The organism is Streptomyces sp. KR55 (assembly GCF_052245645.1).
Taxonomy (GTDB): Bacteria; Actinomycetota; Actinomycetes; order Streptomycetales; family Streptomycetaceae; genus Streptomyces; species Streptomyces flavusporus.
The window spans coordinates 1-21,310 of the sequence record NZ_JBQQCE010000056.1; the positions used below are offsets into that span (position 1 = coordinate 1).

Annotated in this window: 22 protein-coding genes; 15 read left to right on the forward strand and 7 right to left on the reverse strand. The window is 69.0% G+C overall.

The annotated features are described in order from the left end of the window. Nucleotides 1-229 precede the first annotated feature (229 nt). The 4 genes from ACTWQJ_RS11010 (at nucleotide 230) to ACTWQJ_RS11025 (ending at nucleotide 3,124) form a co-directional block, all read left to right on the forward strand. Nucleotides 230-616 carry a ribonuclease domain-containing protein gene (locus ACTWQJ_RS11010; RefSeq protein ID WP_224734752.1) on the forward strand — a complete coding sequence of 129 codons (387 nt, stop codon included), beginning with the start codon at nucleotides 230-232 and terminating at the stop codon, nucleotides 614-616. A gap of 281 nt (nucleotides 617-897) precedes the next feature. Then, a complete protein-coding gene (locus ACTWQJ_RS11015) occupies nucleotides 898-1,830 on the forward strand; it encodes an SDR family oxidoreductase (RefSeq protein WP_443306444.1) in 933 nt (310 codons plus the stop codon). Nucleotides 1,831-1,918: 88 nt separating this feature from the next. Next, a complete protein-coding gene (locus ACTWQJ_RS11020; RefSeq protein ID WP_443306445.1) occupies nucleotides 1,919-2,392 on the forward strand; it encodes a carboxymuconolactone decarboxylase family protein in 474 nt (157 codons plus the stop codon). Nucleotides 2,393-2,635: 243 nt separating this feature from the next. After that, nucleotides 2,636-3,124 (forward strand): cupin domain-containing protein, encoded by a 489-nt coding sequence (locus tag ACTWQJ_RS11025; protein WP_443306471.1) that lies wholly within the window; start codon nucleotides 2,636-2,638, stop codon nucleotides 3,122-3,124. Between the two features lie 67 nt (nucleotides 3,125-3,191). Here ACTWQJ_RS11025 and ACTWQJ_RS11030 read toward each other — a convergent pair whose 3' ends face one another. Further along, complete coding sequence (locus ACTWQJ_RS11030; protein ID WP_443306446.1) at nucleotides 3,192-3,416, reverse strand: hypothetical protein; 225 nt, start codon at nucleotides 3,414-3,416, stop codon at nucleotides 3,192-3,194. Nucleotides 3,417-3,452: 36 nt separating this feature from the next. On the opposite strand from ACTWQJ_RS11030, the gene ACTWQJ_RS11035 reads away from it, so the two are divergent. The 5 genes from ACTWQJ_RS11035 (at nucleotide 3,453) to ACTWQJ_RS11055 (ending at nucleotide 7,442) form a co-directional block, all read left to right on the forward strand. Further along, complete coding sequence (locus ACTWQJ_RS11035) at nucleotides 3,453-3,611, forward strand: hypothetical protein (RefSeq protein ID WP_443306447.1); 159 nt, start codon at nucleotides 3,453-3,455, stop codon at nucleotides 3,609-3,611. A gap of 278 nt (nucleotides 3,612-3,889) precedes the next feature. Beyond that, nucleotides 3,890-4,633, forward strand: a complete 744-nt coding sequence (locus ACTWQJ_RS11040; protein ID WP_443306448.1) for an SDR family oxidoreductase — start codon at nucleotides 3,890-3,892, stop codon at nucleotides 4,631-4,633. 134 nt (nucleotides 4,634-4,767) lie between these two features. Further along, complete coding sequence (locus tag ACTWQJ_RS11045; protein WP_443306449.1) at nucleotides 4,768-5,532, forward strand: class I SAM-dependent methyltransferase; 765 nt, start codon at nucleotides 4,768-4,770, stop codon at nucleotides 5,530-5,532. Between the two features lie 195 nt (nucleotides 5,533-5,727). Beyond that, complete coding sequence (locus ACTWQJ_RS11050; protein WP_443306450.1) at nucleotides 5,728-6,654, forward strand: RNA polymerase sigma-70 factor; 927 nt, start codon at nucleotides 5,728-5,730, stop codon at nucleotides 6,652-6,654. Nucleotides 6,655-6,944: 290 nt separating this feature from the next. Then, nucleotides 6,945-7,442: an Ohr family peroxiredoxin gene (locus tag ACTWQJ_RS11055; protein WP_443306451.1), complete on the forward strand. Its 498-nt coding sequence runs from the start codon at nucleotides 6,945-6,947 to the stop codon at nucleotides 7,440-7,442. A 72-nt stretch (nucleotides 7,443-7,514) separates the two neighbouring features. Here ACTWQJ_RS11055 and ACTWQJ_RS11060 read toward each other — a convergent pair whose 3' ends face one another. Together ACTWQJ_RS11060 and ACTWQJ_RS11065 are read right to left on the reverse strand one after the other, a co-directional pair. Then, complete coding sequence (locus ACTWQJ_RS11060) at nucleotides 7,515-8,357, reverse strand: alpha/beta fold hydrolase (RefSeq protein WP_443306452.1); 843 nt, start codon at nucleotides 8,355-8,357, stop codon at nucleotides 7,515-7,517. An 87-nt stretch (nucleotides 8,358-8,444) separates the two neighbouring features. Then, complete coding sequence (locus ACTWQJ_RS11065) at nucleotides 8,445-9,395, reverse strand: alpha/beta hydrolase (protein WP_443306453.1); 951 nt, start codon at nucleotides 9,393-9,395, stop codon at nucleotides 8,445-8,447. 351 nt (nucleotides 9,396-9,746) lie between these two features. On the opposite strand from ACTWQJ_RS11065, the gene ACTWQJ_RS11070 reads away from it, so the two are divergent. Together ACTWQJ_RS11070 and ACTWQJ_RS11075 are read left to right on the forward strand one after the other, a co-directional pair. Further along, the gene (locus tag ACTWQJ_RS11070) at nucleotides 9,747-10,679 is read left to right on the forward strand and encodes an RNA polymerase subunit sigma (protein WP_443306454.1); all 933 of its coding nucleotides are present in this window, start codon (nucleotides 9,747-9,749) and stop codon (nucleotides 10,677-10,679) included. Between the two features lie 156 nt (nucleotides 10,680-10,835). After that, nucleotides 10,836-11,756 (forward strand): RNA polymerase sigma-70 factor, encoded by a 921-nt coding sequence (locus tag ACTWQJ_RS11075; RefSeq protein WP_443306455.1) that lies wholly within the window; start codon nucleotides 10,836-10,838, stop codon nucleotides 11,754-11,756. 40 nt (nucleotides 11,757-11,796) lie between these two features. Here the strand turns inward: ACTWQJ_RS11075 and ACTWQJ_RS11080 are convergent, their stop codons facing one another. After that, nucleotides 11,797-12,468 (reverse strand): phosphotransferase family protein, encoded by a 672-nt coding sequence (locus ACTWQJ_RS11080; RefSeq protein ID WP_443306456.1) that lies wholly within the window; start codon nucleotides 12,466-12,468, stop codon nucleotides 11,797-11,799. 165 nt (nucleotides 12,469-12,633) lie between these two features. Between ACTWQJ_RS11080 and ACTWQJ_RS11085 the strand changes: the two genes are divergently transcribed. Together ACTWQJ_RS11085 and ACTWQJ_RS11090 are read left to right on the forward strand one after the other, a co-directional pair. Continuing rightward, nucleotides 12,634-13,140, forward strand: coding sequence for an SsgA family sporulation/cell division regulator (locus ACTWQJ_RS11085; RefSeq protein ID WP_443306457.1), 507 nt, complete (start codon nucleotides 12,634-12,636; stop codon nucleotides 13,138-13,140). Between the two features lie 220 nt (nucleotides 13,141-13,360). Continuing rightward, nucleotides 13,361-16,075: an ATP-binding protein gene (locus ACTWQJ_RS11090; RefSeq protein ID WP_443306458.1), complete on the forward strand. Its 2,715-nt coding sequence runs from the start codon at nucleotides 13,361-13,363 to the stop codon at nucleotides 16,073-16,075. Between the two features lie 104 nt (nucleotides 16,076-16,179). Here ACTWQJ_RS11090 and ACTWQJ_RS11095 read toward each other — a convergent pair whose 3' ends face one another. After that, on the reverse strand, nucleotides 16,180-16,806 hold the full coding sequence (locus ACTWQJ_RS11095; protein WP_443306459.1) for a dihydrofolate reductase family protein: 627 nt from the start codon (nucleotides 16,804-16,806) through the stop codon (nucleotides 16,180-16,182). 164 nt (nucleotides 16,807-16,970) lie between these two features. Between ACTWQJ_RS11095 and ACTWQJ_RS11100 the strand changes: the two genes are divergently transcribed. Then, nucleotides 16,971-17,714 carry an SDR family oxidoreductase gene (locus ACTWQJ_RS11100; protein ID WP_443306460.1) on the forward strand — a complete coding sequence of 248 codons (744 nt, stop codon included), beginning with the start codon at nucleotides 16,971-16,973 and terminating at the stop codon, nucleotides 17,712-17,714. Between the two features lie 51 nt (nucleotides 17,715-17,765). On the opposite strand, the gene alc is transcribed toward ACTWQJ_RS11100, so the two are convergent. Together alc and allB are read right to left on the reverse strand one after the other, a co-directional pair. Then, nucleotides 17,766-18,881 (reverse strand): allantoicase, encoded by a 1,116-nt coding sequence (gene alc, locus ACTWQJ_RS11105; RefSeq protein ID WP_443306461.1) that lies wholly within the window; start codon nucleotides 18,879-18,881, stop codon nucleotides 17,766-17,768. Nucleotides 18,882-18,913: 32 nt separating this feature from the next. Next, complete coding sequence (allB, locus tag ACTWQJ_RS11110) at nucleotides 18,914-20,251, reverse strand: allantoinase AllB (protein ID WP_443306462.1); 1,338 nt, start codon at nucleotides 20,249-20,251, stop codon at nucleotides 18,914-18,916. A gap of 259 nt (nucleotides 20,252-20,510) precedes the next feature. On the opposite strand from allB, the gene ACTWQJ_RS11115 reads away from it, so the two are divergent. After that, nucleotides 20,511-21,305 (forward strand): IclR family transcriptional regulator, encoded by a 795-nt coding sequence (locus ACTWQJ_RS11115; protein WP_443306463.1) that lies wholly within the window; start codon nucleotides 20,511-20,513, stop codon nucleotides 21,303-21,305. The last annotated feature ends 5 nt before the right edge of the window (nucleotides 21,306-21,310 follow it).

Sequence of the window (21,310 nt, forward strand, 5' to 3'; positions counted from 1 at the left end):
GTCTCGTGCAGCGGGTCGGTTTCCTCGACGGCTACGAGATCTACGCGAGCGTCGCCCTGGTGGTGCTGGCGTTCGCCCTGTTCGCCGCCGCGGAGAGCCGGAAGTCCGGCTGAGGGCCGGGCAGCGCCTCGGCACGCGAGGTTAACTTCCCGAAAACTCATCGGACTTGACGGGAAAATCTCGGGATTGTCATTGACATGCCATGCTCTACGCGCGTCACTATGGGGGCATGAGATTCCCCCCACGCGCCACTCGGATCGGCGCCGCAGCCGCTCTCCTGTCCGCCCTGTTCGTGGGCGGCACCGTCACCGCCACGCCGGCGGCCGCCGCGGTCGGCAGCATCTGCTACAGCGACCTGCCCTCGCAGGCGTACGACACCCTCGAGCTGATCGAGGCCGGCGGCCCCTTCCCCTACGAACAGGACGGCACCGTCTTCCAGAACCGGGAAGGCATCCTGCCCAGCCAGTCCTCCGGCTACTACCACGAGTACACCGTGATCACGCCGGGCTCCTCCACGCGCGGTGCGCGCCGCATCGTCACCGGTGAGGAGTACCAGGAGGACTACTACACGGCGGACCACTACGCCTCGTTCGACCTGATCGACTACGACTGCTGAGTCCCCCACGACTCAGTCCGAGGAACGGTGCAACCCGCCCCGGAAGGGCCGGGTCCCTGACCGCAGAACCCCTTGCCCCGCGTACCCCCCACCTCACCTGTGGACGCGGGGCAAGGCGCGTTCTGCCACATTGTGTCACACCGTGTTGCTGCAAGCGTCCGCTCCGCAGCACCGATGTCATCCATGCCCTGTCAGTCCATGGTTGAGCGCCACATGGATCGGGCGGCTCCGTTCATGGACGTTGGTGCTGGTTGAAAGGCCTGCACGAGTGGGAGCTTGAGATGACGGAAGTAACCGTGCCCGACCTGCGAGGAAAGCTCGCCGTGGTGACCGGGGCCAGCGACGGCATCGGACTGGAGCTGGCCGAACGGCTCGCTCGCGCCGGCGCCGAACTTGTCCTGCCGGTGCGCAACGCCTCCAAAGGTGCCGCCGCGCTGGAACGCATCCGTGTGAACGTGCCCGAGGCGCAGGCCTCCACACGCGTCCTCGACCTGGCTTCCCTCGCCTCGGTCGAAACCCTCTCCGACACGCTGAACGCGGAAGGCAGACCGATCCACTTGCTGATCAACAATGCCGGCGTGATGGCGCCGCCGGTCCGACACACCACAGAGGACGGGTACGAGCTGCAGTTCGGCACCAACCATCTCGGCCATGTGGCGCTCACCGGGCGTCTGATGCCCTTGCTGCGCGCCGGTCAGGCTCGGGTGACCACCGTGACCAGTAGCGCCGCACGCGGCGGCAGGATCAACTGGGACGATCTGCAGAGCGAGCAGCGTTACTCGCCGGTGCGGGCCTACAACCTGTCCAAGCTGGCCAACCTGTTGTTCGCCCTCGAGCTGAACCGCCTGAGTACAGCAGGCGAATGGGGCATCGTCAGCAACGCCGCTCACCCCGGTACGACACTGACCAACCTCTACGCATCCGGGCCCAACCTCGGACGCACCCGCCCCGCACCTCATGAGGCGATCATGAAGCGGCTCGCACGCTGGGGTGTGTTCGTGCAATCCGTCGACGCCGGCGTGCTTCCCCTGCTGTACGCGGCCACGAGCCGTGACGCACGGGGCGGGTGCCTGTACGGCCCTGACGGTCTGGGGCAGTTCACCGGCAGCCCCACACAGCTGGCGATCTACAAGTCGGCCCGGAACGAGGCCGACGCAGCCCGGCTCTGGCAGATCTCCGAGCGTCTAACAGGCGTCACGTTCGCGGCCGTCTGAGGCAGTCGGCCCGTTCACCGGGACGTGTCACATTCTGGCGGGCTGTCCGGTCAGTGGTGTGTATCCGCAACTCGGCTAGGAGATCGCCATGGATTCGCGTGTCAACTACTTCGGCAATTCCCTCGCGAACAAGGTGCTGAAGCACATCAACTCGGCGAGCAAGGTGCTGTCGGACTCGGGGCTGCCCGCCGCCACCCAGGAGCTGGTGAAGATCCGCGCCAGCCAGATCAACGGGTGCGGTTTCTGCACCGACATGCACACCAAGGACGCCGCCGCGGCCGGTGAGACGTCGGTACGCCTCAACCTGGTCGCCGCCTGGCGGGAGGCCACGGTCTTCACCGAGGCGGAGCGCGCCGCGCTGGAGCTGGCGGAGCAGGGGACCCGGATCGCGGACGCGGCCGGCGGGGTCACCGACGAGGCCTGGGCGAACGCCGCCAAGTACTACGACGAGGACCAGCTCGTGGCGCTGATCTCCCTCATCGCCGTCATCAACTCCTACAACCGCATCAACGTCATCAACCAGCAGCCCGCCGGCAGCTACCGGCCCGGCCAGTTCGGCTGACCCAGGACAACCGGCCCGGCCACACACATGCCGTCCGTCTCCGCGTCGCCCCGGCCTACGGCGCGGAGACGGTCTTCCGGCGCGATTCGCGCGGAAATCCGGCCGTCGTCTTCGAACTGTTCAGCCGGTGACCGGGGCACACAAGCTGCCGCCACAGCTCCTGGCCGGTGTCAGCTGTCACATCCGCCGGGGAGCCTCGTTCTTTGTTCACGAGCGTTGTTCATTCACCGTACGCAAGGAGTGCTGAAGATGTCGTACCCGGAGCAGGTGTACTGGGGAGAGAGCGGCGAGGTCAGCGCCGATTTCCGTCCGGCGAGCACCCCGCCCGAACTCGGCGAGGCGGGCAAGGACGCCATTCACTACCTGGCGACCACGACTACCACACGGGGTGAGTTCGGGCTCTACCGAGTCGAGATGAGGGCGAGGGCCGGCGGCCCCAAGACCCACTTCCACAAGACCATCTCGGAGTCCTTCTACATTCTGGAAGGCACCGTCCGTCTCTTCGACGGAGACAAGTGGATCGATGCGCAGAAGGGCGACTTCCTGCACGTGCCGCAGGGCGGACTGCACGCCTTCCGCAACGACTCCGACGCCCCGGCCGAAATGCTGCTGCTCTTCACCCCGGGCGCACCGCGCGAGGAGTACTTCGAGAAGGTGTCGCAGCTGGCCCACGCCACGGATGAAGAGCGCGCCAGGTTCTTCGACAAGCACGACTCGTACTTCGTGGAGTGACGAGCTGATGCACCGTGCCGGTCGACGACCGAGGCGCTGTCAGCCGTCGGAACGTGGCTCGGCGGCCTCACTGCAGGCGGGTCACGGTCAGGCTCTTCGGGTCCCCGCCTGCGCCGCGCAGGGTGATGTCGAACAACAGCTGTCCTTCACGGGGACGCAGGGTGGCCGAGTGCCCGGGGGTGATCTCCCGTTCCCCGCCCTGGACGCGGACGCCCTGCCTGGGCCCGTGGATGACGGTCACGTACACCATGGAGGGACCGGTGTTGCGTACCGTCACGGCCTTCGTCGGCACGCACCGGCCGCCTCCGGCCGCTGCGGTGGGGCAGACGTGGCGCAAGTCTCCGAATCCGTACGTTCCACAGGAGAGCTCCAGATCCTGCCCGAGCGTGGAGCGGCAGGTGCGACCGACGCTTACGCGGTCGCTCTGGTCCGGTTCCGCATCATGGCGGACGGCCAGGCCGGTGGCCGCCACGGCGAGTACTGCTGAGCCCACCAACGCGCCCAAGAACAGGCGGCCTTGCAGCCGTCGCCCTTGCGTGCCGTCGGCATCGAACGGTGTGATCGTGTGTCTTGGTCCCATGACTCCAGTGATGACCGAGTGCGCTGTGGATCTGTGACACGGTGGCCGGCCGCGTTACGTCGAGCAGTGTCACAACAACAGTGTGAGCCCTGTCCTAGGTGTGGTGGACGGCTGACTTCACCGTCACCGTCATCGACATGAAGACACCAGTGGGGTCACCGACCCCCCGACGGAAAGAGACCCGGATGAGAGTCGTTGTTGCGGGAGGCACCGGGCTGATCGGTTCCAGGACTGTTGCCAGGCTCCGGGACCACGGTATGGAGGTGGTGTCCGTATCGCGCGGGGAGGGCGTCGACATCATCACCGGAGAAGGTCTCGCCGAGGCCCTGCGGGGCGCCGAGGTCGTGGTGGACGTCACCGACGCACCCGCACGTACGGAGAAGGCGAGCGTGGACTTCTTCGGCACCGCCACGGCCACCCTTGTGGAGGCCGCGGCGGCGGCAGGTGCCGAGCATTACGTGGTTCTGTCCGTCGTGGGCGCCGAGCGGCTGAAGTCGGGGTACTTCCGTGCGAAGCTGCTGCAGGAGGACCAGGTGCGGCGTTCGCCGATTCCCTTCTCCTCGATCGTGCGCGCCACGCCGTTCTTCGAATCCGTCGAGACCACGGCGCTGATGAACACGTATGCGGACGGTGTGCACGTCGCGCCCGTCCTGCTGCGTCCCGTGTCGGCGAACGATGTCGCCGCTGCGGTTGCTCATGTCGCCGTGGGAGTGCCGCTGGCCGGCATTCTCCAGGTCGCCGGCCCGGAGGAACACCGTCTCGACGACCTCGCCGCGAAGCTGCTGGCCGCGCGGGGTGACACGCGTGATGTCGTCGCAGATGCGCATGCCCCCTTCTTCGGTGCGGAGATCGGGGAACGGACGCTGCTTCCCGCGCCGGACGCCCACCTGGGGCACGAAACGTTCGCCCAGTGGCTCGCCCGCCGGTGACCCACTCCGCGTGATGCGCGCCTTCACCGCACTCATCACCGCGCGTATCACTGTGTACCGCACCGGCCACCGGCATCTGCGAACCGGTCCCGCGCAAGCTGTCACAAATACACCGCATAGTCTGTCTTGCTGTTATGCGGCCTGTTGTATCCAGAGAATCCACCGTTCGCACGCTGCGGGACGACTATGCGGTCAGCGCCGAGTTCTACGACATTCTGCAGGGCCGGCAGGACGCCATACGGGTCCGTCGCCTCTACAGCCGCGATGTCGCGAACGCCCGTCTCGGAGTGCTGGATGTCGGTGCCGGCACCGGCTGTGTCACGTTGATGAGTCTGCTGGCATCCCGGGTCGGCGTGCACGCCGTCGAGCCTGCACGCGCCATGCGCACACCGCTGATGACGCGCCTCGCCTCCCTCCCCGCTGAGCTGAGGGAGCGGGTCACTGTTCACCCTCATACGCTTGACGAGGCGGGACTGCATGGGATCGCGGACGTGGCCGTCTGCCACAACACGATCGCCTCTCTGGCACCCGCCGCACGGGGTGCTCTTTGGCCGGCCCTCGCACAGGCGCTCGTTCCCGGCGGTTCACTGCTCCTTCAGCTCCCGCCCGCTCACCTTCCGGATGAGGAAACCGTGCGTGTCCTGCCGGGTCAGAGAGTCGGGCAGCACGAGTACGGAGGACGCATGGTGCTGTCGGCCGACAGGGGCCGGATCCACACACGTTTCGACTATTGGGTGCGCGGGGCGGAGGGTGGTGTCCTGCAGGAGCACACCGAGACATTCTGGATGTGGCCGGCCTCTCGCGCCGAGATCGCCGGCGACCTGGCAGAGCACGGGTTCGTCCCGCTGCCCGGACGGGACGATCCGGCCGTGCTCGCGCTGACCCTCACTCAGTGGTGAGCGCCCCTTCATGCAGCGCCCGCAACCAGGGCATCGGCCGCCGGACGGGAGAGGCACCGGATGGGTGACGCGGGAGCCACGGGTGCCCGGGACAGTCCGCAGGAACACAATGAGTAACACTGAAATTCCACAATGCTGGCATCGGCGTGTGTCCTACCACGGCCGTATCCGCACGCTGCTGCGGCGGCTTGTAACATGGTGGCCTCGAAGCCTGAAGGGACGACCGTGCACGCTGGTGATGACGCTGACTCCCTTGAGCAGGCGACGAGGGAATTCCTCGCGGCGCGCCCGCAGCTCTTCGGCATCGCGTACCGCATCCTCGGCAGCGCGGTGGAAGCCGAGGACATCGTCCAGGAGGCATGGCTGCGGTGGCAGAACACGGACCGCACGGACATCGTCGAGCCGGCGGCCTTTCTGACCACCGTCACCGCACGGCTGGCCATCAACTTGGCCCAGTCCGCCCGGGTGCGGCGGGAGTCGTACATCGGGCCGTGGCTTCCCGAGCCGGTCGACACCGCTGGGGACCCTCAGCTGGGGGCGGAACGGGCCGAGGCGCTCGAGCTGGCGGTTCTCTTCCTCCTCGAGAAGCTGAACCCGGTGGAACGGGCGGCCTATGTCCTGAGAGAAGCCTTCGACTACCCCTACAAGCAGGTCGCGGACATCCTGGAAACGAGCGAGGCCAACACTCGCCAGCTGGTGAGCCGTGCACGCAAGCACCTGGCCTCCGAGCGCAGGGAGCGCGTCAGCCCGGCTGATCACAAACGGCTGCTGGAGGTGTTCCTCGCCGCCGCGCAGACGGGCAATCTGGCGGTGCTCGAGGACGTCCTCGCCGCGGACGTCGTCAGCTGGGCCGACGGCGGCGGGCTGCGCGGCGCGTCGAAGATCCCGGTCGTCGGACGTACGCGCGTCTCCAAGTACCTCGCGGCGTTCGCGCCCCGGTTCTGGCCCCAGGCGGACATTCGGTGGGTCGAGGCCAATGGACGGCCGGCCGTCCTTGTCTCCGCCGACGGGAACGCCGTGGCCCTGCTGTCCGTCGACGCGTCCGCCGAGGGGATCGACCGGATCATGTGGGTGATGAATCCGGCCAAGCTGCTGCCCTACGTGGCGTCCCTGAGCGCCTGAGACCTCCCGCAGCAGTCGGTGGAGTGGGTCCTGGCCGTGTCACAAGAGGGGTGACTTGCCGGTCTACCAGTTATCCGGAACCCAGGGTTCTCCCAGACTTGAAGGACACACGACATGACGATGGTCATGAGCGGCAGGGTGGCCCTTGCCCGCGGACGGGTGTGCTGCCCCACCCGCCAGGCAAGAACACCCACAGAGGCCGGCTCCTCCCCCTCCACCGCCTTGCCCGCTCTGTGCGGGCCGGGGAGGTCCTGCCCGGGCGGACACCGCGACGACACCGGAGTCATGCTGTGAACGACCAGATCAAGTTGCCCAATCTGTCCACCGACAAGGACTTCGACGGGGAGTCCTTCTCCCCCATCTACTCCACGACCGTGACCGTCAGCGGCGGCACTGCCGCGCACGGGCGAGCCACCGGGAGAGCACGGTCGGCCGACGGGGCCCTGGACCTCGACCTGCGCATGCCCGCCGAGCTCGGCGGGGACGGTCAGGGAAACAACCCCGAGCAGTTGTTCGCCGCCGGCTTCGCGGCCTGCTATCACGGGGCCCTGAGTCTGGTGGCGCGGCGGGAGGGACTCGATCCTGCCGCAATCTCCGTGGAGGCGACCGTGGCGTTCGGGCGGGATCCGGAAGACGGCGGCTATCTGCTGCACGTCGACCTGGTGGTCAGGTGGCCAGGCGTCACTTCGGAGATCGCCGCTCCCCTCCTGGAGAAGGCCGAATCGCTGTGCCCCTACGCCAAGATGGCCTGGCAGGGAACGCCGACAACCATCATGTTGGCTTCCTAGCCCCACATTCAGGGCGATGCGCTGCCGAAGTGACCTCACTTCGGCAGCGCATCGCCCTGTGGAGTCGGCCGGTCAGCGGACCGACCGTGCTGCCTTCTGAATGAGCTGGGCGACCTCATCGGGGCGGGAGACGCTCACCGCGTGCGATGCACGGACTTCCACCGTGTGGGCCTTGGCGCGCTCGGCCATGTAGGTCTGAGCCTTCGGCGGGATGTTGAGGTCCTCGGTGGCCACCAGGACCCAGGACGGAATGGTCTTCCAGGCGGGCTCGGAGGCACCCTCCTCCAGAGCGGCACTGGTCACCGGACGCTGGGTGACCGCCATGAGGTCGGTGGTGTTCTCCGGGACATCCGCGGCGAACTGGTCGTGGAACTTGGCCTGTTCGATGTAGAGATCCGCGCCCTGGGAACCGTCGGGCAGGGTGATCGGGACGGGGCGCAGGGCTTCGCCGAGCGTGCTGCCGGGGAACTTGGCCGCCAGCTCACCAGCGCTCTCCCCCTTCGCCGGGAGGAACGCGGCGATGTAGACCAGTGCCTTGACGTTGTCGGCACCGTGCGCGGCGTTGCTGATGACCGCTCCACCGTAGGAGTGGCCGGCCAGCACGACGGGCCCGTCGATGCCGGCCAGGAGGTCCTTGAGGTAGGCGGCATCGCTGGACAGCCCGCGCAGCGGATTGGCCGCGGCCACCACCGGATAGCCCTCCCGCTTCAGCTTCTTCACGACACCGTTCCAGCTGGTGGAGTCGGCGAATGCGCCGTGGACGAGAACCACGGTCGGCTTACGGCCGTGCGGGGAGGAACCCTTGCCCGCGCTCGCGGGAGCGACCGAGGTGGCAAGGAGAGCAGCGGCAATGGTCGCCGTGGCCATGAGGGAGAGCGGAGTGCGCGCACGTCGGTAGAGAGAACGGCGGTTCATGACAGGCCTTTCGAAGAAGGTGTGGGTTCAGTGGAGGCAAGAGGTGGGGCAGGCCCGGTGCGGTCGATCTGGACTGCCGGCCGTGCGTCAGCCGGTGTGGAGCGCGGTGCGCAGGGTGTGAATGGCCTGCTGCATCGCGGCAGTGGCGGCCTGCGTGGAACGGACGGCGTTCAGCATCAGGAAGTCGTGCAGGACGCCGTTGTAGCGGACGCTGGTCGTGGGAACGCCGGCCTGTGTCAGCTTGCGGGCGTACGCCTCGCCCTCGTCCCGGAGTACGTCGTTCTCGTCGACGATGACGAGCGCGGGCGGCAGCCCCTGAAGCTCCTCCAGGTTCGCCCGCAGCGGCGACGCCGTGATCTCGGCCCGCTGGGCGGGGTCGGTGGTGTAGGAGTCCCAGAACCAGGCCATGCCCTTCGCGGTCAGGTGGGGGCCGTCCGCGAACTCCCGGTAGCTGTCGGTGTCCTGGGCGGCGTCCGTGACCGGGTAGTACAGCGACTGGTGCACGAAGGACACATCGCCGCGCTGCTTGGCCATGATGGTCAGCGCCGCGGTCATGTTGCCGCCGACGGAGTCGCCGGCCACAGCCATGCGAGAGGCGTCCAGGCCCTCCTGGGCACCATTCGCCGTGATCCACCGTGCCGTCGCGTACGCCTGCTCGATGGCCACCGGGTACTTGGCCTCCGGGGAACGGTCGTACTCGACGAACACCACGGCAGCGTCCGCGCCGACGGCCAGTTCGCGTACGAGGCGATCATGCGTTCCCGCGTTTCCGAGAACCCAGCCTCCGCCGTGCACGTAGAGGACGACCGGCAGCGTGCCCTGAGCGTCGACGGGCTTGACGATGCGGACCCGCACATCGCCGACCTCGGCAGGTACGGTGATCCACTTTTCCTGCACGTCGGGCTTCTCGACAGGCGCCGCCTGGAGATCATCGAGGACCTTCCGAGCGCCTTCGGGGCCGAGTTCGTACAGGAAAGGCGGGTTGGCCGTTGCCTCCGCGATCTTCTGCGCGGCGGGCTCGAGAATGGGTTTGTTCACGATGTGCTCCTTGGGTTGGCGGGCGTGTGTGTTGTTTTCACCCTTACGACAGAGCATCCATGCAATGTGTGACATAAGTTGATGACAGCTTTTATTTCCGTGGTTCAGCGCTCCGCGTCGCTTCCGGCCGGCGTACGAGCCCGGCTGAGCGAGCCGACTGCGTGAGACCTGCCGCATCCGCCGGGTACTCGCCTTCCATGGCGAGGCGCGGTCGTGGCCCACCGGGCCGCTGCCGCGGCCCTGGTCGGGTTGATGTCACACGATCCATGTCTGTCCGGTCTGAGTTGTCGAGCGGACGAAGACAGAGTGCCGCGGCAGTTGCGTGGTGGTGTGGGAGAGGGAGGATGCCGTATGGACCGTGGCGATGACTCGCTACCGATCACGGAGCTGCTCGACGAGCGGCGGCACCTGCTCGATGTCGCCTACTGGATGCTGGGCAACAGTGCGGAGGCCGAGAGTGTCATAGACGCAACCTACCGGCGCTGGTACGCCCTGTCCGACCCGGTACGCGCCCGGATCACGACGCCGCGCTCCTGGCTGGCGAAAGTGGCCGGCAGTATCTGCCTGGCCCGCCTGGCCCTGCCCGACCGCAACACACCCCGCACCGGCCAGGACCACACAACCCGCGCCGCACCCCCGGCCGCCGAAACCCCCGGGACGCTGGAGCAACAGATCAGCGGGGTGTTGCTGGACGCGCTGGAAGCCCTGTCCCCCGCCGAGCGGGCGGCGTTCGTCCTCAACGACGTCTTCGGCATGGCCCCGGGCGCGGTCGCCGACATCGTGCGCCAGAGCGAACCGGAATGCGCCGAACTGGCCGACCGCGCCCGCCGCAGCCTGCGCGCCCGCCGCGCACGGCCCACCCCACCCCAGCAGCACGACGCCCTGGCCCGCGCCCTCCACCAGGCCTGCACCACCCAGGACGAAGCCCTCCTGGCCTCACTCCTCGCCCCCGACGCCACGGCCTTCTTCGACGGCGGCGGCAAGGTCAGGGCCCTGGTCAAACCCGTCCACGGCAACACCCACGTCGCCCGCAGCCTGCTCACCCTCCTCACCCGTCACCCCCGCACCGCCCTCGACACCCACTCCGTCAACGGACGCACCGGCCTCCTCGTACGTTACGACCACCAAGTCGTCGCCATCATCAGCCTCGACATCGCGGGCCCCCACATCGTCCAAGTCTGGATCATCCTCAACCCCGACAAACTCCGCACCTGGAACCGACCCAGCGCTCCTCCCGACCCGCGAAGGCCGCACAACAGCTCGCCCGGGCGACCCGGGGATTGAGGCCGCCGGCAGCGGCGCTTCCGCGACGAACGGGCCGACCGAACGCGGGGCGGAAATTCGGTACGGCAAACCTGTCACAGAGCGGGGATCCACCCGGTCAATGAAGCGGACGCGATCGGAACAGCTGTTACTCGGAGGAACGGAGACAGCAGGATCATGGATCTCGAGTCACCCCCCGCGGAAAGCACCCTGGACGATGCCGTTGCTGTCTTCGTGGAGCTCCGTCCACGTCTCTTCGGCATCGCATACCGTGTGCTGGGAAGCGCGGTTGAGGCTGAAGACGTGGTTCAGGAAGTCTGGCTGCGCTGGCAGAGAACCGACCGCTCGGTGGTGGTCAGCCCCGTGGCCTTTCTGTCGAGTACGACCACCAGGCTGGCCATCAACGTGGCTCAGTCGGCCCGTGTGCGCCGCGAAACCTACATCGGCCCGTGGCTTCCCGAGCCCGTGGACACAAGCACCGATCCCGAGCTGGGCGCACAGCGGGCCGAAGCCCTGGAATTTGCGCTGCTCCTCATCCTGGAGAAGCTGACTCCCACGGAGCGGGCCGCATACGTTCTACGAGAGGCGTTCGACTACGCCTATGCCGAGATCGCGGAAATGCTCCAGCTCAGTCTCGTCAATGTCCGGAAGATCGTGAGCCGGGCCCGCAAGCATCTCGCGGCCGACCAGCGGGAGACCGTGGACACGGCGGTGCACCGACAACTTCTGGAAGCCTTCGTCTCGGCAGCGCAGACGGGGAATGTCGCCTCACTGGAGGCCCTCCTCACGCCGGATGCCGTCAGCCTGTCCGACGGCAACGGCATCCGGGGCGCCGCTCGCGTCCCCGTTCTGGGCCGTGCTCGCGTGGCGAACCTGGCGACGGCCACTCGGCGATTCTGGGGCGTGGTGGACGTCCGCCCCGTGGAGGCCAACGGACGCAGCGGCGTGCTGCTCTACCGGGACGGCCGGCCCGCGACCTTCATGACGATAGCGGCCTCGCAGGAAGGCATTCACCAGGTGATGTGGGTGTTCAACCCGAGCAAGATCGCCGCGTTCATCGACTCGCGTTCCCACTACACCACGGTGCCCGGCACCTGATCACGAACTGTGGCCGCACGACCTTCGCACCCATGCAGGGCTACGCCTGCCAGCCTGCTGTCGCAGTAGCGCGCTTCTGCCACTGCCGCACACTCGGACCGTTCGGCTGCCACCGGTCGCAGAACTGCCGCAGCGCCTCGCATCTGGTCAGCATGGCGGCCCTGCGGACCGGCCAGGGCGGCACCTCCCCGCCGTAGGCCCGGAAGAAGTGGCCGAGTGCGTGGCGGTACTCGGGGTGGTGCATCCGCACGATCCACTCGCACCAGGCCAGATCCTCGACCGGATCCCCGCAGTGCGCGAACTCCCAGTCGACCACTGCGGTGACCTGGAAGGTGTCGGGGTCGAGCAGCACGTTGTTGGGGCCGAAGTCGCCGTGCACGAGCACCTTGCCCGCCCTGTGCGCGCCCTCCGTCAGCACGCTCGGTGCGGTTCCGTGGATACGGCGCAACAACTCCCCGCAGCTCGCCAGGACCGCCTCAGCTCGACCGGCGTCCAGGAGTTCCTGGCCGGGCACGCCGGGCACGAAGCCGAGCGTAAGGGTGGCCGCGGTCGCTGCGCGCACCGGCGGCACGGGCAACCGGCCCTGGAGCCGGGTCAGCAGTGCGTGTTCGCGACGGAGCCTGAGTTCGGCATCGGGACCCTCGTAGGCCTTCTCCACGATGGCACCGTCGCCGACGGTGCGGTTGGTGTAGCCGTGCTTCAGCGGACGCATCCCCCGATCATCAGACACGGGCAGCGCTCCGGCTACGCGCTGCCGCCCATAGTCACTTGACTGATGCTTCAGGTCTCAACCGGCGCCCAGACTTCTGGCAACCCGATGTACCGGTCGGATACCGATCAGTAATCCTCGGGGCAGGAAGTGGGAAGGGATGAATCGATGACCGGGAAGGCCTCCGACACCGATGACGAGCGCGGGTTTGCTCACATAGAGCACAGCTACCCACAGGCTGTCCGGGCGGGGTGGGTGGACGATCAACCCGAGCCTGTGACGTGCCGGACGGTCGTGCGTCTCATCAGAGGGCAGAGGTATCTGCCGGTGGTAACAGAATTCCACTACGACGGTGCCGATCCGTATTCAGTGTGCGTGATATTCAATGCGCACACCGATATGACCGTCGAGTGGACATTCGGACGCGAGCTCCTGTTGTCCGGCCAGAGAGGGCTCAGCGGCGCCGGTGACGTCCAGATCTGGCCTTCCGAAATCCACGGTTCCGGCGTGGTTTTCATCTCGTTGCGCTCGGGTGCAGAAATGGACGTTGTGGCCGCGCCGGCAAAGGTGATCGACGCGTTCCTCGAGCGCACCCTGGAACTTGTACCTCTGGGAGAAGAAGAACGTCACTTGGGTATCGACAGCCCCGTCAGTCAGCTGCTGGACGAAATATGACGAGACCATCTGCGTGACTCCGTGTCGTGCACGATCACTCGCCGTGCGACGAGTCGTCCGTGCACCGCTCAACCGATGGTGAACACCCATCTGCTGCGAGAAATCGCCGGACGGGTAGCATGTGGCGCGAAGTAAGCCGTTTTCGGAGGAATCTCCACATGCTCACCCCGCTGCCCATCGTGCCGACGACCGGACACCCGGCGAGGCCCGCACGCGCGCGATGATCGGCCGTGATGAGGAGCTACGCAGCCTGCGCAGGCTGCTGACGGACGCGGCGGCCGGGCAGGGCGGCGCGCTGTTGGTCCACGGCACCGCCGGCGTCGGAAAGTCGGCTCTGTTGCGCACGGTCGGCGCCGAGGCGGCCGACAGCGGTTTCAGGGTGCTGCGCACATCCGGGGTGGAGACCGAGCAGTGGCTGCCGTTCGCCGCACTGCAGCTGCTGCTGCAACCGGCCGCCGACGGTATCGAGAACTTGCCGGACCCGCAGCGGGAGGCGCTGACCGACGCGTTCAGCGTCACGGAGACCGAGCCCCAGATATTCCGGGTCGGACTGGCCGTACTCGAACTGCTCGCCGATGCAGCCGACCAGCAGCCACTCCTGCTGCTTCTCGACGACGTGCAGTGGTTCGATTCGTCCAGCCGGGACGTGCTGAGGTTCGTCTCCCGGCGCACCCGCGACCTTCCCCTCCTGGTCATCGCTGCCGCCCGGATCCACTCCACCGACGAGTTCAGCCTGGGCATGCAGGACCTCCATCTGGAACCGCTCGGCCGGACGGCGGCCGCCGAGCTGCTCGATGCCGGCGCGCCCGGCCTGCCCGCGCTGCTGCGAGCGCTCGTCCTGGAGCGTGCCGCAGGTAATCCGCTGGCCCTGGTCGAGCTGCCCAAGGCGGTGCAGGGCATGTCCGCGCAGCTGGACGACCTGCCGCTGACCCAGCGGCTGGAGGCCGCGTTCGCCGCGCGTACCGACTCTGCGAGCCGGGAGTGCCGCACCTTCCTCCTGGCCCTGGCCGCCGAGCCGACCGCACCGCTGAGCCGGCTGCTGGAGGTGTCGAGTCGTCTCTGCGGCTCCGCGGTCTCCGTGGACGCGCTGCAGGAGTCGGTCGACGCGGGCCTGATCACCCTGGTCGGCCGTACCGCCGAGTTCCGGCATCCGCTGATGCGCTCGGCGATCTACACCCGCGCCACGGTCGCCGACCGGCTGGCCACCCACCGCGCCCTCGCAGCGGCGATGGCGGACACGCCCGAGCTCCAACTCGCCCACCAGGCAGCCGCCACGCTCGGCCCGGACGAGGAACTGGCCGCCCGGCTCGAGCACTTCGCCGACGCGTCGCAGGCCCGGGGCAAGGTGGCGGCGGCCGTCCCGGCCCTGCGCCAGGCGGCCGAGCTCGTGCAGGACGCGCGCCGCCGCACCGGCATCCTGGTCCGGGCGGCCGAGCTGTCCACCGAGATCAACGACCGCATCAACGCCCAGATGCTGCTGGACCGTGCCGACATGAGCGTGCTCGGCCCAGTGGAGCAGGCCCGCCTCATGGTGGTGTCCGACAAGGCCGCATTCGAACCGGACGAGCCGCACCGACGGATCCACGACATGGTCACCGCGGTGGCCGGAGCGATGGATGCGGGAGCCGCGGGCATCGCCGAGGACCTGCTGTGGCGGGCCGCCGCACGATGCTTCTTCCAGGACGGCGACGCACAGGTGCGCGCTGAGGCCGCAGCCGAACTCGATCGCTGGAACCCCGATCCGGACGCCCCCCACGTGCTGACGGTACGGGCATACACCGAACCGTACCGACACGGGGCCGACGTGATCGCGCGGCTCCGCAGCATCGAGCCGAACCGCCAGGACGGCCGGATCCTGCACTTCCTCGGCAGCGGCGCGATGGTCATGGGCGAGATCAGCCGCGCCACCCGGTACCTGTCGCTGGCGGCTGCGTCATGGCGGTCGCAGGGCAGGCTCGGGCTGCTCGCCCGCTCTCTGGCCGGCAGCTGGCCGCGGGTGTACCTCGGTCAGCTCGAGCAGGCTCGAGAGGAGGCCGGCGAGGGGATCGCCCTGGCGGAGGAGACCGGCGAATGGATCGTCTGGCTGGGGGTGAAGGCGACAGCCGGCCTGGTGGCAGCGCTGCGCGGGGAGACCGAGACCGCGGCGCGGCTGGTCCGCGAACTGCGCACCCACAGCCTGTTCCCCGGGATGCCGTTCGTCACGGTGATGGCGCAGCAGATCGACGGTCTGCTCGCTCTTTTCGACGGCCGCGCCACCGAGGCCTACGACATTCTCGCGCGCGCGTTCGATCCGGCCGACCCGCACTACCACTCCGTGAGCCGCTGGCTGCTCGCGCCGGACCTGGCGGACGCGGCGGTGGCCGCGGGCACCGTCGAGCGGGCCCGGGGCCTGCTCACCGACCTTCCGGAGCTGGCCGATCGGTTGCCCTCGGAAATGATGGTGGTCGCGCGGGCCTACACCGACGCGGTGCTGGCACCCGACGACACAGCTGAGGAGCGGTACGCCGCGGCGCTCACCGCGCTGCCGGCGGGCTGGGCGCTGGCGCGTGCCCGGCTGCACCTGCACCACGGCCGCCGGCTGCGCCGGCAACGCCGCAACGTGGACGCCCGGCACCCGCTGCGACTGGCCCGCGACGAGTTCGAGCGGGCCGGCGCGCAGCCCTGGGCGGAGATGGCCCTCGAGCAGCTGCGCGCCGCCGGTGAGTCGAGCGGTCGGCGTCACCCGTACGAGAGCGAGCAGCTGTCGGCCCAGGAGATGCAGATAGCCGTGCTGGCGTCGCAGGGGCTGAGCAACCGGGAGATCGGCCAGCGCCTGTTCATCTCGCACCGCACCGTCGGGGCCCATCTGTACCGGATCTATCCACGCCTGGGCATCACCAGCCGGGGCAAGCTCGCCGCCGCACTGGCCGCCCTCCACGAAGAACCCGCGAAATGAGCCGTCGGGGTCCGGCTCGGCACGGATGATCGCCGCGGGCGGGCGTGGAGTCCGGCGGTGGCTCGCACGGGGTTGATCGCCGTACCGGCGCGTATGCCGTCCGACTAGGCGTTGTCCGGGAGCGGGTACGAGCCGTACTCCGGGCGACCCGCCAGGTCGTACGTCTGGATGGACACGCCCGCCGCGGTGATCCGGCCGCCGGTGTGCCGGAAGGCGGTCGGGACGGTTCCCTCCGCGAACAGGCGGCGGCCGGCGCCGAGCACGACCGGGAAGGTCAGCAGGTGGACCGTGTCGATCAGGTCGAGCGCGAGCAGCGACCGGGCCAGCGCTCCGCTGCCGTGCACCTGGAGCTCGCCGTCGGTGCGCTCCTTGAGGTCGGCGACCTCCTTGGCGAGGTCACCGCCGATCACGGTCGTGCCGGCCCAGTCGGGGCCGGTGAGGGTGCTGGAGGCGACGTACTTCGGCAGGGCGTTCAGCGGGGAGGCGATCGGGTCGTCGGGGTCGGTCACCTTCGGCCAGTACGCGGCGAAGATGTCGTAGGTACGGCGGCCGAGGAGGAACGCGCCGGCGCGTTCGAAGACCTCGTTGACGAACCGGCCGAAGTCCTCGTCGGCGTACGGAACGGTCCAGCCGCCCTGCTCGAAGCCGTCGCGGGTGTCTTCCTGGGGGCCGCCGGGGGCCTGGTGAACGCCGTCGAGGGTGACGAAGGAGTTGAGGACGAGCTTGCCCATGACGGGTGCCTTCTTCCTGGGTCTGCGTGGGGCGGATCCTGCTGTCATCAGGTCAGACCCCGCCGGCACCCGCAACTCATCGGTGATGCGGGAGTTTCCGGCCGTGCGACCTCGGTGTCCGTTCGCCGCCAGCACTCTTGTGGGGCCGTCGCTGGAATGGACGTATGACTTCTCGAGGAATGCTCAACGGCAAGGTGGCCCTGGTGACCGGGGGCAGCCGCGGTATCGGAGCGGCGACGGCGGTGCGGCTGGCGCGTGAGGGCGCCGACGTGGCGATCACCTATATGAACGGCAAGGACGCGGCGGACGACGTCGTACGAGCCGTCGAGGCGCTGGGACGCCGGGCCGTCGCTCTGCGGGCGGACTCCGCCGACGCGGACGAGGCGGCGGGAGCGGTGCAGCGGACGGCGGAGGCACTCGGCGGCCTCGACGTGCTGGTGAACAACGTGGGCGTCGGGCTGCTCGGGCCACTGGACAGCATCGCGCTCGCCGAGGTGGACCGAGTGCTGTCCGTGAACGTACGCGGCGTGTTCCTGGCCTCCCAGGCGGCCGCGGCGCGCATGACGGACGGCGGACGGATCATCACCATCGGCACCTGTATGACCCAGCGGGTGCCGGGGCCCGGCGGGACGCTCTACGCGACCAGCAAGTCGGCGCTGATCGGTCTGACGAAGGCCCTGGCGCGGGAGCTGGGCGGACGCGGGATCACCGCGAACATCGTCCATCCCGGGCCGATCGACACCGACATGAACCCGGCCGACGGCCCGTACGCGGCCGGCCAGGCGGCGATGACCGCGTTGGGACGCTTCGGGACGGCCGAGGAGGTGGCGTCGACGGTCGCCCACCTGGCGGGGGCGTCGTACATCACCGGGGCCGAGTTCTCCGTCGACGGCGGGCACGCGGCGTGAGCCACGCGGGCGCACCGGCGCTGCCCGGTGCGCTCCGCGGGTCGGGTGAGGTCAGCCGCCCAGTTCCTGGTGCCGGGCGGCCAGCCGCGTCGCGCCCTCCTGCGTCAGAGAGCCGAACAGGCGCAGGCGGGAGATGCCTCCGTCCGGGAAGATGTCCACGCGCGCGTGCGTGCCGACGGCGGGCGTCGGCAGGACGAAGCGGTGGTTGGTGTCGGGCTGGAGGCGGGTGCGCGGCAGGACCTGTGTCCACTCGCCGTCCTCGCCGTCCCGTACCGACACCGAGGCCCACCCCGCACTGTTGCCCTTCAGGTACGCGGTGTCGATCTCGATCGCGCGGATCTGGGACCGGTCGACGAGCCGGTAGCGGATCCAGTCGTTGCCCTGGTCGCGGCGGCGGCGGGTCTCCCAGCCGTCGTCCATCTTGCGGGAGCGGCCCGGCTGGATGGTGTTGGTGGCCGGCGAGTAGAACAGGTTGGAGGCGTCCTCGACCTGGCCGCCGTTCTCCAGGGCGACCACGTCGAAGGTGCCCAGCACCGACAGCCACGCGGGGTCCGGGACCACCTCGCCGTACACCCGCAGACGGGCGATGCCGCCGTCGGGGTGCTGGTTGACACGCAGGTGGGTGAAGCGCTGCTCCACCGACACGGGGAAACCGTTCGCCGCGTGGCCGCCGACCGGGGTGCGCGGGACCAGCGTCGTCCACTTCACGTCGTCGGCCAGCAGTTCCTGCGGGGACGGGGAGCCGGGCACCGAGGCACCCTCGACCGAGACTGCCTGCGGGTAGTTGCCGCGGAAGTGGGCCGTGTCGACCACGATGCCCCGGACGACGCCGGGCGCGCCGAGCCGGACCAGCGCCCAGTCGTGGTCGTCGGGCGCGGGCCAGGGGTGCTCGGCGGAGACGCCGCGGCGGCGTCGGGTCTCCCAGCCGTCCATGATCTTGCCCTTGTGCCCGAAGTGCTCGGGGTCGAACTCGGCGCGCTCGGGCACCAGGAGGTTCTCGCGCTGGGCGAAGAACTCGTCGTTGGCGGCGATGACTCCGGCACCGAGCCGGCGGTCGGCAAGGTTGGCGTACTGGGTGAAGGGGAAGTCGGCGGTGCGGTAGTCCGCGTAGGGGTCGCCGCCTGCGTACGGGTGGGCGTCGCCGGTGAAGGTCGGTATCGCCGTCACGTTGATCAGTTCTGCCTTTCAGAAGTCGGGATTCAGGGGGTGCGGGTGAGCAGGCGCCCCTTCGGCGCGGTGAACTCGCCGTCCGCCACGATGCGTTCGCCGCGCAGCCAGGTGGACTTCACGATGCCGCTGAGGGTTCTGCCGGCGTACGCCGTGACGCGGTTGCGGTGCTGGAGGGCCGCGGGGTCCACGGTGAAAGTCTCGTCGGGTGCGAGGACCGCGAAGTCGGCGTCCCGGCCGGCCTCGATGGCGCCCTTCTGCCCCAGTCCCACCAGTTCCGCCGTCCGCGTGGACATCCAGCGGGCGACGTCCTCCAGGGTGTGCCCGCGTTTGCGGGCCTCGGTCCACACCGCGGCCAGGCTGAGCTGGAGGCCGGAGATGCCGCCCCAGGCGGTGGCGAAGTCGTCGGTCTTGAGGTCGGCGGTCGACGGCGAGTGGTCGGTGACCACACAGTCGATGGTGCCGTCGGCCAGCGCCTGCCAGAGCAGGTCCTGGTTGGCGGCCTCGCGGATGGGCGGGCAGCACTTGAACTCGCTGGCCCCGTCCGGGACTTCCTCGGCCGTGAGGGTCAGGTAGTGGGGGCATGTCTCGACGGTGAGCCGGACGCCCTCGGCCCGGGCCTCGGCGATCAGCGGCAGTGCGTCGCTGGAGGACAGGTGCAGCACGTGCACGCGCGCGTGGAGGCGCTTGGCCTGCGCGATGAGGTGGGCGATCGCGGTGTCCTCGGCGTCGCGGGGCCGCGAGGCGAGGAAGTGGGCGTACTTCGGTCCGCCCTGCTGCGGGGCGGCGGCGAGGTGGTGCGGGTCCTCGGCGTGCACGATCAGCAGGCCGTCGAAGGCGGCGATCTCGGCCAGGGACCGGGCGAGTTGCTCATGGTCGAGGTGCGGGAACTCGTCCACGCCGGACGGCGACAGGAACGCCTTGAAGCCGAAGACGCCGGCGTCGTGCAGGGGGCGCAGGTCCTTGACGTTGTCGGGCAGGGCGCCGCCCCAGAAGCCGACGTCGATATGGGCCTTGTCGGCGGCGACCTTCTGTTTCGTACGGAGGTTCTCGACCGTGGTCGTCGGCGGGAGGGAGTTGAGCGGCATGTCGACGAGGGTGGTGATGCCACCGGCCGCCGCCGCGCGCGTGGCGGTCCAGAAGCCCTCCCACTCGGTGCGGCCGGGGTCGTTGACGTGCACATGGGTGTCGACCAGGCCGGGCAGCAGGACGTGGTCGCCGACGTCCTCCAGACGTGCTCCGGCGGGTACCTCGGCGTCGTGGGGCAGTACGGCCATGATCGTGCCGTCGGCGACCGCGACCGACGCGGGGCGCGTTCCCTCGGGTGTGATGACGCGCGTCGAGCGCAGCACCAGTTCAGCGTCGGACACCCGGACCCCTCTCTGCCGCCGTTAACTTCCGCGTAACGGAATTCAACTTTCTGTTGAAGGAGTCTTCACTCCCGTTCCCGCACCGTCAAGGGCACACTTCTCCACAGTGCACCCGACGCCCACTCTCTGGACGTTTCCACAAAGCGGAATTAGTATTCCAACAAGCAGAACGTAGCTACGCACAAGCGGGGAGTCAACCGACTGCCGGGTAGGCTGCTGCCTTTCCCGCCCGTTCTGCCTGTGCCGAAAGGAACGCGCCGTGCCGACGTCCAGCGCCAGCACCACCGACTCCGCCAAGCCCGCAGGCGGCGGCGGTGTCCAGTCCCTCGAGCGCGCCTTCGATCTGCTGGAGCGGATGGCGGACGCGGGCGGTGAGGTCGGGCTGAGCGAGCTCTCCGCGAGCAGCGGGCTGCCGCTGCCCACCATCCACCGCCTCATGCGGACGCTCGTTGTGTGCGGTTACGTCCGCCAGCAGCCCAACCGCCGCTACGCGCTCGGCCCGCGGCTGATCCGCCTGGGCGAGTCCGCCTCCCGGCTGCTCGGCACCTGGGCCCGCCCCTACCTCGCCCGCCTGGTCGAGGAGACCGGCGAGACGGCCAACATGGCGCTGCTCGACGGCGACGAGATCGTCTACGTGGCCCAGGTGCCGTCCAAGCACTCGATGCGCATGTTCACCGAGGTCGGCCGCCGCGTCCTGCCGCACTCCACGGGCGTCGGCAAGGCGCTGCTCGCCGGTTTCCCGGACGACGAGGTGCGCTCCCTGCTCTCCCGTACCGGCATGCCCGCCGCGACGGAGAAGACGATCACCACGCCGGACGGCTTCCTCGCCGCGCTCGACGATGTGCGCCGCCTCGGTTATGCCGTCGACGACAACGAGCAGGAGATCGGCGTGCGTTGCCTGGCGGTGTCGGTGCCCGACTCCCCCACCGCCGCCGCGATCTCGATCTCGGGCCCCGCGGGACGGGTGACGGAGGCGGCCACGGACCGGATCGTGCCGGTGCTCCAGCAGGTGGCGACGGAACTGTCCCAGGCACTGGCGAGTTCCGGCGTCTGAGTCTC

Bases quoted from the DNA above. Each gene is read 5' to 3' on its own strand.
- ACTWQJ_RS11040 (WP_443306448.1), top strand. From the start codon at position 3,890: ATGAGAGTCGTTGTTGCGGGAGGCACCGGGCTGATCGGTTCCAGGACT.
- ACTWQJ_RS11070 (WP_443306454.1), top strand. From the start codon at position 9,747: ATGGACCGTGGCGATGACTCGCTACCGATCACGGAGCTGCTCGACGAG.
- ACTWQJ_RS11095 (WP_443306459.1), bottom strand. From the start codon at position 16,806: ATGGGCAAGCTCGTCCTCAACTCCTTCGTCACCCTCGACGGCGTTCAC.
- ACTWQJ_RS11010 (WP_224734752.1), top strand. From the start codon at position 230: ATGAGATTCCCCCCACGCGCCACTCGGATCGGCGCCGCAGCCGCTCTC.
- ACTWQJ_RS11015 (WP_443306444.1), top strand. From the start codon at position 898: ATGACGGAAGTAACCGTGCCCGACCTGCGAGGAAAGCTCGCCGTGGTG.
- ACTWQJ_RS11020 (WP_443306445.1), top strand. From the start codon at position 1,919: ATGGATTCGCGTGTCAACTACTTCGGCAATTCCCTCGCGAACAAGGTG.
- ACTWQJ_RS11045 (WP_443306449.1), top strand. From the start codon at position 4,768: ATGCGGCCTGTTGTATCCAGAGAATCCACCGTTCGCACGCTGCGGGAC.
- ACTWQJ_RS11075 (WP_443306455.1), top strand. From the start codon at position 10,836: ATGGATCTCGAGTCACCCCCCGCGGAAAGCACCCTGGACGATGCCGTT.
- ACTWQJ_RS11085 (WP_443306457.1), top strand. From the start codon at position 12,634: ATGACCGGGAAGGCCTCCGACACCGATGACGAGCGCGGGTTTGCTCAC.
- ACTWQJ_RS11090 (WP_443306458.1), top strand. From the start codon at position 13,361: ATGATCGGCCGTGATGAGGAGCTACGCAGCCTGCGCAGGCTGCTGACG.
- ACTWQJ_RS11050 (WP_443306450.1), top strand. From the start codon at position 5,728: ATGGTGGCCTCGAAGCCTGAAGGGACGACCGTGCACGCTGGTGATGAC.
- ACTWQJ_RS11100 (WP_443306460.1), top strand. From the start codon at position 16,971: ATGACTTCTCGAGGAATGCTCAACGGCAAGGTGGCCCTGGTGACCGGG.
- ACTWQJ_RS11080 (WP_443306456.1), bottom strand. From the start codon at position 12,468: ATGCGTCCGCTGAAGCACGGCTACACCAACCGCACCGTCGGCGACGGT.
- ACTWQJ_RS11060 (WP_443306452.1), bottom strand. From the start codon at position 8,357: ATGAACCGCCGTTCTCTCTACCGACGTGCGCGCACTCCGCTCTCCCTC.